General features: G+C 41.6%; 11 protein-coding genes. 8 read left to right on the top strand and 3 right to left on the bottom strand.

The genetic code is table 11. The features are described from left to right. The first annotated feature begins 56 nt into the window (after nucleotides 1-56). Together VJ786_RS11095 and VJ786_RS11090 are read left to right on the top strand one after the other, a co-directional pair. Nucleotides 57-1319, top strand: a complete 1263-nt coding sequence (locus VJ786_RS11095) for a Gfo/Idh/MocA family protein (protein WP_099365773.1) — start codon at nucleotides 57-59, stop codon at nucleotides 1317-1319. 49 nt (nucleotides 1320-1368) lie between these two features. Next, the gene (locus VJ786_RS11090) at nucleotides 1369-2442 is read left to right on the top strand and encodes a Gfo/Idh/MocA family protein (protein ID WP_099365774.1); all 1074 of its coding nucleotides are present in this window, start codon (nucleotides 1369-1371) and stop codon (nucleotides 2440-2442) included. Nucleotides 2443-2633: 191 nt separating this feature from the next. Here VJ786_RS11090 and VJ786_RS11085 read toward each other — a convergent pair whose 3' ends face one another. After that, nucleotides 2634-6683 carry a glycoside hydrolase family 2 TIM barrel-domain containing protein gene (locus VJ786_RS11085; RefSeq protein ID WP_218962186.1) on the bottom strand — a complete coding sequence of 1350 codons (4050 nt, stop codon included), beginning with the start codon at nucleotides 6681-6683 and terminating at the stop codon, nucleotides 2634-2636. Between the two features lie 134 nt (nucleotides 6684-6817). Next, a complete protein-coding gene (locus VJ786_RS11080) occupies nucleotides 6818-7441 on the bottom strand; it encodes a 7-carboxy-7-deazaguanine synthase QueE (RefSeq protein WP_099365776.1) in 624 nt (207 codons plus the stop codon). 60 nt (nucleotides 7442-7501) lie between these two features. On the opposite strand from VJ786_RS11080, the gene VJ786_RS11075 reads away from it, so the two are divergent. From VJ786_RS11075 to rplT, 6 genes are all read left to right on the top strand, one after another. Then, on the top strand, nucleotides 7502-8116 hold the full coding sequence (locus VJ786_RS11075) for a Crp/Fnr family transcriptional regulator (RefSeq protein ID WP_099365777.1): 615 nt from the start codon (nucleotides 7502-7504) through the stop codon (nucleotides 8114-8116). 66 nt (nucleotides 8117-8182) lie between these two features. Further along, nucleotides 8183-8707: a cupin domain-containing protein gene (locus VJ786_RS11070; RefSeq protein WP_336557708.1), complete on the top strand. Its 525-nt coding sequence runs from the start codon at nucleotides 8183-8185 to the stop codon at nucleotides 8705-8707. A gap of 156 nt (nucleotides 8708-8863) precedes the next feature. Continuing rightward, entirely contained in the window at nucleotides 8864-10789 is a 1926-nt protein-coding gene (thrS, locus tag VJ786_RS11065; RefSeq protein ID WP_099365779.1) for a threonine--tRNA ligase, read from the top strand. 17 nt (nucleotides 10790-10806) lie between these two features. After that, complete coding sequence (gene infC / locus VJ786_RS11060) at nucleotides 10807-11370, top strand: translation initiation factor IF-3 (RefSeq protein ID WP_245153202.1); 564 nt, start codon at nucleotides 10807-10809, stop codon at nucleotides 11368-11370. A gap of 38 nt (nucleotides 11371-11408) precedes the next feature. Continuing rightward, complete coding sequence (gene rpmI, locus VJ786_RS11055; RefSeq protein WP_099365780.1) at nucleotides 11409-11609, top strand: 50S ribosomal protein L35; 201 nt, start codon at nucleotides 11409-11411, stop codon at nucleotides 11607-11609. 103 nt (nucleotides 11610-11712) lie between these two features. Continuing rightward, nucleotides 11713-12057 carry a 50S ribosomal protein L20 gene (rplT, locus tag VJ786_RS11050; protein WP_099365781.1) on the top strand — a complete coding sequence of 115 codons (345 nt, stop codon included), beginning with the start codon at nucleotides 11713-11715 and terminating at the stop codon, nucleotides 12055-12057. A gap of 419 nt (nucleotides 12058-12476) precedes the next feature. On the opposite strand, the gene VJ786_RS11045 is transcribed toward rplT, so the two are convergent. After that, nucleotides 12477-13241: a DeoR/GlpR family DNA-binding transcription regulator gene (locus tag VJ786_RS11045; protein ID WP_180268422.1), complete on the bottom strand. Its 765-nt coding sequence runs from the start codon at nucleotides 13239-13241 to the stop codon at nucleotides 12477-12479. Nucleotides 13242-13341 lie beyond the last annotated feature (100 nt).

Below are 13341 nucleotides of genomic sequence, written 5' to 3'. Positions count from 1 at the left end.
AATAATTACCCAAATTGCATGGGTAAATTCAAACTAAATCGAAATAATAACAGGTAATGGACCGCAGAGATTTTATTAAAAGTAGTGGCATTCTGGTAGGAGCCAGCACATTGGATATGCCCGATTACAGCATGGATGCAAAGAAGAAGATCAAGGTAGGATTGATAGGATGTGGCGGTCGAGGCACTGGTGCTGCCTTTCAGGCGCTGAACGCTGATCCGGATGTGGAAATTGTAGCGTTGGCGGATATTTTCCAGGCACAATTGGATACCGCTTTGGCATCCTTGATGGAGGCGCATAAGGAACGTGTAAAAGTTTCGGATAAACGCAAATACGTTGGTTTCGATGCCTACCAAAAGTTGATCAACAGCGATGTGGATGTCGTGTTGTTGGCTACACCCCCATGTTTTCGCCCGGACCATCTCGCTGCTGCAGTGAAAAAGGGAAAGCATGTTTTCTGTGAAAAACCAATGGCAGTGGATATTCCTGGTGTACATAAAGTAAGGGAAGCGGTTCAACTGGCTAAAGATAAAAAATTGAATATCGTTTCAGGTTTCTGTTTCAGGTATACCAATCCTAACCGTGAATTGGCAAAGTTGATCCATGGCGGAGCGATCGGTGATATCTACTCGATCAGTACCTTCCGCTTGGGTGGTGAGCTGACCGAAAAGGTTAGGCAGCCACAATGGGATGATCTGACCTACCAACTGTATAACTGGTTCTATTATCAGCGCTATTCGGGCGATATCATTGTGGAACAAACCGTACACAGTATCGATTTTATGAACTGGATGTTGAATCGTGGATTGCCAAAAGCCGTTTCGGGTACCGGTGGCCGACAAAGTAGACCTTGGGATAAATATGGAAATGTATTTGACCATTTTGCCATAGAATTCGATTATGGGGATGGGGTGAAAGGTTATCATTTCGGTCGTCAACAGAATGGAACGCAATCTCGGAACTCGGTGGAAGCTATCGGTACGAAAGGAGCAATGAATGTGAGTGTATTGAGTAAATATGAAATAACGGGTCAGAATCCTTGGAAATTCGCAGGAAAGACTGATAATATGTACCAGACACAACATAATGAGCTTTTTGCGGCAATAAAGAATAAGCAGGTGATCAATGATGGTGACTTCATGGCAGATTCTACTTTATTGGGAATCTGGGCGCGCGAAGCTGCCTATTCAGGAAAGATCATCAGTTTAGAGGAGATCCAGAACTCGACCAAGGTTTATGGGCCAAGTGCCGATGAATACAGTTGGCAGATGGAAATTGATAAGGCATTGATCCCAAGACCAGGTTTGGCAAGTTCTTAAAGCCATAAATAGATATTACTTTGCTTAAACATTGTATCCTTAATTAATAATGAATCAAAAAATTAAGATTTTGGTGGTGGGTTGTGGCAATATGGGTGCATCCCATGCACAGGCCTATCATGATATGGATGGTTTTGAAATTGTAGGCTTGGTTTCCCGTGGAGCGAGCAAAGAGATTTTAAATGTGCGGCTGGAAGCCGATTATCCTTTATTCGATGATTATGCGACCGCCTTGAAGGAAACTCAACCTGACGCGGTTTGTATTTCTACTTATCCGGATACCCATGAAGCCTATGCCATTCAGGCTTTTGAGGCCGGAGCGCATGTGTTTATCGAAAAACCATTGGCGGATACCGTGTTGGGTGCGCAGAAGGTGGTTGAAGCAGCAAGAAGGGCCAATAAAAAATTGGTCGTTGGTTATATCTTAAGGCATCATCCTTCTTGGATCAAATTTATTGAGGTTGGAAAAACCATGGGTTATCCTTTGGTTATGCGCATGAACCTCAATCAGCAGAGCCATGGGTACATGTGGGATGTGCATAAAAATTTGATGAAGAGTTTGAGCCCGATTGTGGATTGCGGGGTGCATTATATTGATGTGATGTGCCAGATGACAGTGGCCAAACCATTGTCCGTTTCGGCTATTGGAGCGCGGTTGACAAATGAAATTCCGGAAGATAATTATAATTATGGGCAGTTGCAGATCCGGTTTGATGATGGGAGTGTGGGTTGGTATGAAGCAGGTTGGGGACCAATGATCAGTGAAACGGCATTTTTTATTAAGGATGTGATTGGACCGAAGGGTTGTGTTTCCATCGTAGCGAATGATGCTGGGAAGGCTGGGAATTCGGATTCCGTGGAAGCCCATACCAAAACGGAGTCGTTGAAGGTGCATTATGCGGATATTGATGAGGAAAATGAATTCCTTAAAAAGGATGAATGGATTGATTTAACGGATGAGCCGGATCATCAGGAACTGTGTAATCGGGAGCAGGCATTCTTTTTAAAAGCGATTGCAGAGGATTTGGATTTGGAGAAATCTATGCAGGATGCGGTGAATAGTTTGAGGATCGCAATTGCATGTGATGAGTCGGTGAAGACCGGGGAGATTGTGAGGTTGTAATTTTTTGCGTCATTGCGAGAGGGTTTCTGCGTCATTGCGAGGAACGAAGCAATCTTCCCGCATGTCATGCTGAGCGCAGTCGAAGCATCTGTTCGTTTATATTCGTACAGATCCTTCGGCGATGCTCAGGATGACAAAGTTCAAAGATTGCTTCGTCGTACCTCCTCGCAATGACGCAAAAACTACCTACCCTAATCCGCTAACACCGAAAACTCTGCTCCAGAGGCGAAATCCTGTCCGTTTTGCGAACTCAAAGCCGTAAAACGAATATACCTCGCCAATACAGGTTTTGTCAACATGATCGTCTTCAATTTACTGCTTCGATCAAATTCCCCTTCAGCCACAGGTTCTGACCAATTCTCCCCATCCAAACTTACCTGAATCCTATATCCTTTTACATTTCCATTCGATCCATTCTGTCTCGGCAAATACGTAAAACCCTTGATTTTCTTCGCCATGCTGGCATCAAAGTCAATCCAATGCGGATATTGCGCAACTGTTACCGAATACATCGTATGCCAAATCGTCGATGGGTCCCCATCAATTATATGCTCAGCATTTCCTTCACCAATCTCCTGGCTGGAAACAGATTTGATTTCCATCTGAATACTTTCAATCTTTGGAAAATCCACACTTGTTTTCAGTTTTTCTTTTCCGTGGTACCATGCCGTTACCTTACCACCTTCACGTAGGTTAATAGCGCCCTTATAAACAGAAACTTTGCCTCGCCCAATCTGTACCATCAACGGAGATCCATTCGAATCCGTACGAATTTCCACCTTTCCAGAACGATCGCGGGTGATCGATAATGGCATATCCCCAGCCACAGCCGCTTTTGCTTGTGTTGCAGCATTATTATTTGCCACAGGACGAATTATAAATCCAAAATCATGCGCTCCAGCTTTCACGCGGTCCTGCTCTAATGGAGGGCCTTGTCCACAACTGTTACCTCCCAATCCAGTTACCTCAGCCATCAGGTACAAATGCGTGCCAGAGCTTTTCGGTAATTGATATCCATGTGGTGCCAAGGTCATTTCCAATTCCGACCAAGGCAATGCAGAAGCAGAAAAGGTATTTTTCGCAATAAAGATAGCTCCAGAACCAGCAGCATCGGTTAATGCACACCACCTCAATTCTTCCCTGTTACCGGTAGACTGTGGTTTCGGCCAATTGACCATCTGGTTCTTTACCGAGCTTTGGTATTGTTCAATGAATTGTCCCGTTTTCCGATCCGCATAATTATTGATCGGTCCACGGCCATAATATTGGTAATTGCTATAGTTCTCAGGTACCTGCATGGCAAAGCCTAAATGCGGTAATACAAAGGAACTATTGTTGGAAGTAATGTTGCTTTCCAGTTCGATCGACCCATCTTTATAGATCGTCCAAATATAATTGCTGGAGAATTTAAAGTCGTTCTCCCCAAATAGACGGTCTTTATGGTCTTCTATCGTATATGTTCCTGAACTTCCTCCACGGATGGTTCCGCCATTTTTCGCTTGGGATTCTACTTGGTAGATCAACACATAAGCCCCATCCTCTCGCTGATAGCTGTTTTTGGATTTTACCCTATGCTGCAATTGATGCAAACCTTTTTCGAACCACTGTTGATATGCCCAGTTATCATTGTCCAATGGAGCACGTAAAGCATCCAATTTAGGGCCTTCACCAGCACGAATTACTTCCTCTCCCTGGTAACTCAATTGATAAATGGTTCCTGTTTTATTGTCAAATTTCACATTAAACCCTTCACCTTTGATCTCTTGAACATCACCTTCCGCGCCTATCATCAGCTTACTTCCTTTGGCCAGATCCGCAATGGATGGAAGGAAAGTCATCGGTTTAACCAATATTTGTTCTTCCATCTGCACCTGACCTTGTTTTGCCCAAGGCATATCCTTTTTATGTACAAATTGCACCTTTAAGAAATATTCCGAGCTGGCCTCCAATTTATCGTATGCATATGGAACCTGGAATTCTTTATGCTGTCTTGCCGCAATAGCATTGGTCCCTTCCGTTGCGAAAGTACCTTTCTCCATTTCCTTACCATCTTTCCATAAAGACCAATTGATCTGATAATCATCCAAAGAGCTGAAGTAATTCTTATTGAACACATCAATCTTACCATTTTTCATATCTACTGCCTTTACACTCACATTCTGGTAAACTTTGCGAACCTCATAGTATTGGGGTTTTGGTTCCATGTTAGCAAAGATCAACCCGTTCATCACAAAGGTTCCATCATTCGGTTTGTCGCCAAAATCTCCACCATAGGCCAGGAATTTCTCACCTGTTTTCTTGTCGTAATAATACATGGATTGATCGATCCAGTCCCAAATTGCACCTCCCATAAAGAAATTGGTAGATTCGATGACCTCCCAATAATCGATCAGGTTACCCGATGCATTGCCCATGGAATGGGAATATTCGGAGATATGGAATGGATATTTGAGGTTATATTTTCCTTTTACAGCACCACGAACCCATTCAATGGAAGGGTACTGGTTGGAGCCGATATCCACGATGCTGTTGTTCCTTTCGTATTGAACCGGTCTGGAATCATCCACTTTTTTGATCGCATCGTACGCATGGACAAAATTCTTGCCCGGTCCAGCCTCATTTCCTAAGGACCAGATTACGATGGAAGGATGGTTGATGGTCGCATGTACCATTTCCAGATTTCTCGCCACGTGTGCATTTTTCCATTCCACAGGATGGGAAAGTGAAGCATCGCCATAATAATATTGATGGCTTTCGATATTGGCCTCATCCTCGAGATAGATACCATATTTATCACATAGGTAATACCAATAAGGATCATCTGGATAATGCGAGTTTCTAACATGGTTGATGTTTGCCCTTTTCAATAACATGATCTCTTTTTCCATCTGATCGTGGGAAACGACCTTTCCCGTTTCCGGGTTGGTCTCATGTCGGTTCACCCCTTTAAGTTTTACCGTTTTTCCATTGACATAGAAATAACGGCCTGCCAATCCAAACTCATCATCTGCAGCTTTGGTGTCTTTCAATTCTACTTTTCTGAAACCAATATAGCTGGAAACAACCTCGATAAGCCGGCCTCTATTGTCCAACAATTCGGCAAGAAGCGTGTATCGGATTGGCTCTTCTGCTGACCATTTTTTTGGATTGCTGATCTTCAAGGTCTGTTCTACGATGCTGGTAGAATCTTTGGCAATAGGATCAATGGATCGCTGAAGATCTATTTCCTTCACCTTGGAAGAGGCATCACTGTATAAAACATTTTCGTATAGGGAATACCTGATTTTATAGCCTTTGACCGATTTTCCTTGGCTGTTTTTAACCTCGGCAGTCACTTTTAGCGTCGCATCTTTGTATTCCTGATCCAGATCAGGGATGGCAACCAGGTTTCTGATCTGTACTTTTGGCTTCGCTGTTAGGGATACGGTTCGGAAGATACCTGGCAAGCGGAACATATCCTGCGCTTCCAAATAGGAAGCATCGGAGCTGCGGTAAACTTCCACAGCTACTTGGTTCTCGCCTTTTGGATTCAGGTAGCTACTGATATTGAAAGAGGCTAGGTTCCTCGAGTTTTTGGAAAAGCCTACATATTTTCCATTGATCCATAGGTAGAAGAAGGAGTCTACGCCATCGAAATTGATGTAGATTTCTTTTCCTTTCCAATCTTTTGGAACAGAGAATGTGCGTTTATAGGACCCCACTTCATTGCGATAGATATAGGTTGTCCAATTTTGGGGAGGCGTACGCATAACCCCGCCACGCCAATCATCCACCTTTACCTGATGTTGGAAAATCACCGGTTGGTTCACATAGATCGGCACGCCATATTTCAACGAACCATCCTTCTGAATGCCCAGGATGTTCCAGCTCATCGGTACCGGCACATCATCCCATTTACTCACATCGAAGTTTTTCTGGTAAAAATCTTGGGGTCTTTCCTCTGGTGTCTTTACCCAATGGAATTTCCAGGTGCCATCCAAGGACATCCAATTGCTGGAGTTCGTTGGCAACACTTTTTGGGCGGAGTTGATATCATTGAAGGAAAAATGGTAGGCATGGGGAAGTTCTTTGTTCAAGGATAGTTCCTGCGGCGATTCCCATTCTTTTCCGGTAGGCGCCTGGACCTGACCATAGGCAAATCCTTCTATATTCCTGGTTACAGGTGTTTGGGCAAATAAGTGGGTTGGTTGACTAAAAATCAGCAAACCAAAACAGAGTGCTTGCGCTAGGCTACGATTCATAAATTTGGAATTAGGTAAAACAAATTTAGGAATCTTTAACCCCATTTTCCGATATTTTAATCGGTAGGAGAAGGTTAAGGTATGAAATCAAGCCTTTTCGATAAAAACAATCGTTTGTGTATTTTATATTTTACCTAAGGGATATTCAGGTATTTATGGGTTTGAAGGGAAATCTCCCATTTTGGATTATCCTTGACATAGTCAATGATCAATGGGGTCATCTCCGCTGCTTTGGACCATTCGGGTTGTAGGTACAGCTTGCAGGTAGAACCTACGAATTTGGCATGTTCTTCTGCCCAAGCAAAATCGCTCTTGTTGAATACGATCACTTTCAATTCACCTGCCGCGCTCAGGACATCTGGTCGAGGACCCTTGAATTTCTTTGGTGAAAGACAGATCCAATCCCAGTAACCGGTTAATGGATAGGCGCCTGATGTTTCCAAAAAGATCTGTATGCCTGCTTCCTTTAATTTTTGGGTCAAGTAGGAGAGATTGTACAATAATGGCTCTCCACCGGTAATAACCACTGTTTTTGCAGGAAATTGCTTGGCATTTTCTACGATCGTTTCTGCCGAAGTCAATGGATGCAGGTCAGCATCCCAACTTTCCTTCACATCACACCAATGACAGCCCACATCACATCCTCCAAGACGGATGAAATAAGCCGCCTTTCCGGTGTGGTATCCTTCGCCTTGTATGGTGTAAAATTCTTCCATCAAGGGAAGCATTGATCCGTCTGCTGGAACTTGATTTGACATAACGATTAAAATAGAGCTGCAAAGGTATGGAATTTATTGTTTGAGAATTGTTATTTTTAAGTGAAAAATCTAAAAAACAAGATATTGGATTCATTGATTCGTAAGATTTCTGCCTATGTAACCTTGACCGATGAAGATGTTGAAATCATTCAATCGTTGTTTAAAGTGAAGCAGTTGAAAAAAAAGGAATTCTTTCTTCAGGAAGGAGAGATCGCTCGGTATGTCGGGTTTTTGGACACAGGCATTGTGCGTTATTTTGTTGATGTTGATGGCATTTGTAAAACCTATGAATTTGGTAGGGAAGGGGATTTTTTTAGTGAATATGAAAGTTTTATAGGATTAATACCCACTACGAAAAATATTCAGGCCTTGGAGGATTGTACCTACTATGAAATCGGAAGGGCAGATCTTGACAAGCTATATGGGCTGTTGAGCCAAGGGGAACGATTGGGCCGGTTGGTGATCCAGCAATTGTTTATTGATGGAATGAAAAAGCTGGCCTCCCTATATTCGGACGGTCCAGAAGAAAGGTACTTGAAATTTCGGGCGATGTTTCCTGATCTGGAGCAAAGGGTATCCCAATACCATATTGCAAATTTTGTAGGCGTAGAGCCCTCTTCGCTGAGTCGGATTAGAAGAAGGATGGTTGGGTCGAAGTTAGCGCTTAGGAAATGAATTTATTGACTTAGGTATATCATTTACGGATTTTGGAGCCGGAACTTTGCTGAAAACCAAATAGCAATGGGAAAAGTTCAAATCCGAAAAGTAAAGATTCTTAAATCTGTTTCAAAACATCCTTACAGTGAGATTTTGTTGCGTATTTTTCCTGGAGAAAAAACGCCTAGGCATTTCCATCGGGAATTTTCCGAAAGTTTCAGGATAATTTCTGGTGCATTGGAACTGGATGTGGGTGATAAAACATACATCCTTCGAACAGGTGATGAAATGACCATACCAGCGGATGAGATCCATTATTTCCATAATATCTGGAGCGAGGAATGTATGGTTCAGGTAAGGGTGGAAATGGGAAATAAAAATTTTGAAAAGGCTTTATTGCTGTTGTCTTCCCTGCATGCTTCTGGCTGGATCGCCAAAGATGGAAGCCCGAGACGATTCAAGGATTTGGCCTTGTTTGTTTATTTGAATAATTCTTTCAGTATTGGGGTAAGGTCTTGGTTCGAGCCTTTCCTGTGGTATGTTGCTAAGCGAGCTATCGCGAAGGGGTATTTGGAGGAACAGTTGAAAGCTCATGATGATGTTGTTTAATAATTTCAATGGATTTGGTTGGGGATTTGATTTCATTATGCGGTAATTTTTCCGTATTTTTGTAGCCGAATTAATTAAGGTGATTCCCGAAAATCAAGGTACTTGTAGACCTTGATCGGAATCATGATTTATGAACAAACACCAATCATGTTGTAAATGATTAATATTACACTACCTGACGGCTCCGTACGTCAGTATGAAAAAGGCACTACGGCCATGCAGGTTGCATTGTCAATCTCCGAAGGATTAGCAAGAAATGTATTGGCTGCCGAAGTAAATGGCGAGGTATGGGATGCCTCTAGACCTATCGAATCCGATTCCTCCATTAAGTTATTGACTTGGAATGATGATAAAGGGAAAAACACCTTTTGGCATTCCTCCGCACACTTATTGGCAGAAGCATTGGAAGCATTGTACCCAGGTATTAAATTCGGTATTGGTCCTGCCATCGAAACTGGATTCTACTATGATGTAGATTTCGGTGATCGTGAGTTTTCATCTGATGATTTCAAACAGATCGAAGACAAAATGGTTGAATTAGCTAAACAAAAGGAAACTTTTGAGCGTAAAGCGGTTTCTAAAGCTGATGCATTGGCTTATTTCACCGAAAAAGGAGATGAATATAAACTGGACCTGATCAAAGATCTTGAGGATGGTAAGATCACCTTCTATACGCAAGGTAATTTCACTGACCTATGTCGTGGTCCACATATTCCACATACTGGAGTGATCAAAGCCGTTAAATTGACCAATGTAGCTGGAGCTTATTGGCGCGGTGATGAAACCCGTAAGCAGTTGACACGTATCTATGGGGTGACTTTCCCTAAAGCTTCTGAATTGACAGAATACCTGAAATTCATCGAAGAAGCAAAGAAACGTGATCACCGTAAATTGGGAAGAGAATTGGAATTGTTCGCTTTCTCTGAAAAAGTAGGGATGGGTTTGCCTTTGTGGTTACCTAAAGGAACTGCTTTGAGACAGAAATTGCAGGACTTCCTACAGAAAGCACAGATTGCTGCTGGATATGAGCCGGTGATCACCCCTCATATCGGGCATAAGCAATTGTATATAACTTCTGGACACTACGAAAAGTACGGTGCGGATTCTTTCCAACCGATCAATACTCCGGTTGATGGCGAAGAGTTCTTGTTAAAACCGATGAACTGTCCGCATCATTGTGAGATATACAAAACGAAACCTCGTTCTTATAAAGAATTACCGGTTCGTTTTGCAGAGTTTGGAACGGTTTATCGTTATGAACAGTCGGGAGAATTGCACGGTTTGACTCGTGTAAGAGGGTTTACACAGGATGATGCCCACTTATTCTGCCGCCCTGATCAGGTAAAAGAGGAGTTCAAAAAAGTAATCGACCTAGTGCTTTACGTTTTTGGAGCTTTAGGTTTCGACAATTTTACCGCTCAGATTTCTTTGCGTGATCCGGAGAACAAGGCGAAATACATCGGTTCGGATGAGAACTGGGCTTTAGCAGAAGCAGCGATCATCGAATCGGCAGCTGAAAAAGGCTTACCGACTGTTGTTGAATTGGGTGAAGCGGCTTTTTATGGTCCAAAATTAGACTTCATGGTGAAGGATGCTTTGGGACGTAAATGGCAATTAGGGACCATCCAAGTGGATTATAACCTTCCAGAGCGTTTTGAACTGGAATATACAGGAAGTGATAATCAAAAGCATAGACCGGTGATGATACACCGTGCACCATTCGGTTCCTTGGAACGTTTTGTTGCCGTATTGATCGAGCATTGCGGTGGACAATTTCCGTTATGGCTTGCGCCTGAGCAGTTTATCGTCTTGCCAGTGTCAGAAAAATATGAAGAATATGCGCAAAAACTTTTGGAATCACTAAATAATTCCGATATTCGCGGTCTGATTGACTTACGTGACGAGAAAGTAGGACGGAAAATCCGTGATGCAGAGGTGAAGAAAATACCTTATATGCTGATCGTAGGGGAGAAGGAAGTCGAAAGTGGAGCAATCTCGGTTCGTAAACATGGTGGTACCGACTTAGGGTCGATGACATCAGAAGAATTTAAAGATTTATTAATAAAAGAAATTACTGTTTAATTTAATTAAGGAAACATTTGGCAAAAAGTAACAATTTCGGCAATAGAGGCCCAATTAGAAAGAAGGAACCTGAGCACCGTATCAACGAGCATATCCGAGTTCCAGAAGTGCGTTTAGTAGGTGATAATGTAGAACAAGGAGTTTTCCCTACGCGACAAGCTTTAGCGCTCGCTGATGAATTGGAATTGGATTTGGTGGAAATTTCTCCAAACGCTACGCCTCCTGTTTGTAAGATTATCGATTACAGTAAATTCGTATACGAACAAAAGAAAAAGCAAAAAGAAATCAAGGCTAATGCTAAGCAAACCGTGATCAAGGAGATCCGTTTCGGACCTAACACGAGTGAGCACGACTTTGAATTTAAGTTGAAGCATGCCATGCGTTTCTTGGAAAGTGGTGAGAAGGTTCGGGCCTATGTACACTTTAAAGGCCGTGCGATCGTATTTAAGGAACAAGGTGAAATCTTGTTGCTACGTTTCGCTCAAGCTTTGGAAGAATACGGAAAAGTGGAATTGCTGCCTAAATTGGAAGGTAAGCGTATGTTCCTGACCCTGGCTCCGAAAGCCGCCGCTAAGAAATAACAAAGTATCTAACAGATTGATATAAAATTTATAGTATTATGCCAAAAATTAAAACCAATTCCAGCGCGAAAAAACGTTTCAAATTGACTGGAACCGGTAAAATTGCAAGAAAAAACGCTTACAAAAGCCACATCTTGACTAAAAAAACAACCAAACAGAAACGTAACTTAACTACAACTAGTTATGTATCTGATGGTGATACAGGCAACGTAAAACGTATGCTTGGTATCGGTAAATAAGTTTTATACAATTTTTTTTAAATAACAATATTTTTAACCGGGTATCGGGTAGTAAGTTTACTGAAACACGTAACACCTTATACCAAACTAAAATTTAATCATTATGCCACGTTCGGTTAACGCAGTTGCTTCTAGAAGAAGACGTAAAAGAATCCTAAAATTAGCTAAAGGCTATTACGGATCTCGTAGCAAAGTTTATACTATTGCTAAAAATACAGTAGAAAAAGGTTTACAGTACGCTTACCGCGACCGTAAAACCAAAAAACGCGAGTTTAGAGCTTTATGGATCCAACGTATTAACGCTGGAGCTCGTCAACACGGAATTTCTTATTCTCAGTTGATCGGTAAATTAAACGCTAAAAATGTAGGTTTGAACCGTAAGGTTTTAGCTGACTTAGCTTTAAATAACCCAGAGGCTTTCAAAGCAGTTATAGACGCAGTAAAATAAAGATTTTTAAACCGCTGTCAATTTGTTAGGTATTTGAAAAGCCACCCGTTAGGGTGGCTTTTTTAGTATTAAGTAGTTAGACCTGTGGTTTGATAACCTTGTTGGATTAGGATATGATAGACTTGTTGGATAAGATAACCTTAATAGATTTGTATATTACATCCTTATTGGGGTTAAGAATTGATTGATGTTTAAAAAGGTTTTAATTTATATTAGGTATTAAAATTGATTCTTGGAAATGGAATTATTTAATGCATTTTAATTATTAAATTTTCAAAGAATTATAAAGATGCTATTTATTCATAAAATGGTAACACTAAATTATTTTCTTTTAAAGCACTTGTAAAACAAAAAAAAGATTTTTAAACATGATTATGTTCAAAATCTTTTTTTAAAAAGTTAAAGAAGTAGGGTAGGTATTAGGCGATAATGATTTTTATGCCTAGGTCTTCAATAGTTTTAACAGTGCTTTGTGATACCTTGCTGTCGGTGATGATGTAATCCACATCGACGAGTTCACAGATTTTGCCGAGTCCGCGTTTTCCGAACTTGCTGCTATCTGCCAGGATAGCGACTTTCTGTGCGGTGTTCAACATTTTTTGGTTAAGTGTTGCTTCTGGAAGGTTGCTGATGGAAATCCCGAAATCCAGATCGATGCCGTCGGCTCCTAAGAACAGGATGCCACAGCTGATCTCATCAAGGATTCGCATGGCGTATTGCCCAGCGACTGAGGAAGAGTTCGGGCGGATCAAGCCACCAAGTTGTAGCACCTCTATGTTTGGTTTGTTGCTGAGTTCCAAACTTACCTTAAGTGCTGGTGTTATGACAGTTAAACCGTGCGTCACTTCCAGATTTTTAGCCAATGCAAAAACAGTCGTGCCAGATCCAATCATTATGGAATCGTTGTTTTTGATCAATTTTAAAGCTTCCTGAGCAATTCTTTGCTTCTCCTCATCGTTAATAGTTTCCTTTACGAGGATGGGCCGGTCTATGGCGTATGGGTTGCTGTTTGATGCGCCGCCCTTTATCCTGAACAACAGGTTTTTGTCCTCAAGTACCTTCAAGTCCTTGCGGATCGTGACGCTGGAAACCTTCATGGTTTCGCATAACCAATCGATACTGATCTTTCCTTTGTCTTTTAGTGTCTTGAGGATGAATTCGTGTCTGTCCGTTATATTCATCATAATTCATTTATAAGTTAACTTATGACAAATATAGCCACCTTTTAGCAAGTAATGAATTCTTTTTTTTTATTTAAAAATCTTTTTTTCTATTATTTTCCAT

It is taken from the genome of Sphingobacterium tenebrionis (genome assembly GCF_037126265.1).
GTDB lineage: Bacteria > Bacteroidota > Bacteroidia > Sphingobacteriales > Sphingobacteriaceae > Sphingobacterium > Sphingobacterium tenebrionis.
The sequence above is the reverse complement of the archived record's forward strand: the minus strand, read 5'-3'. Positions and strand labels throughout refer to the sequence as shown.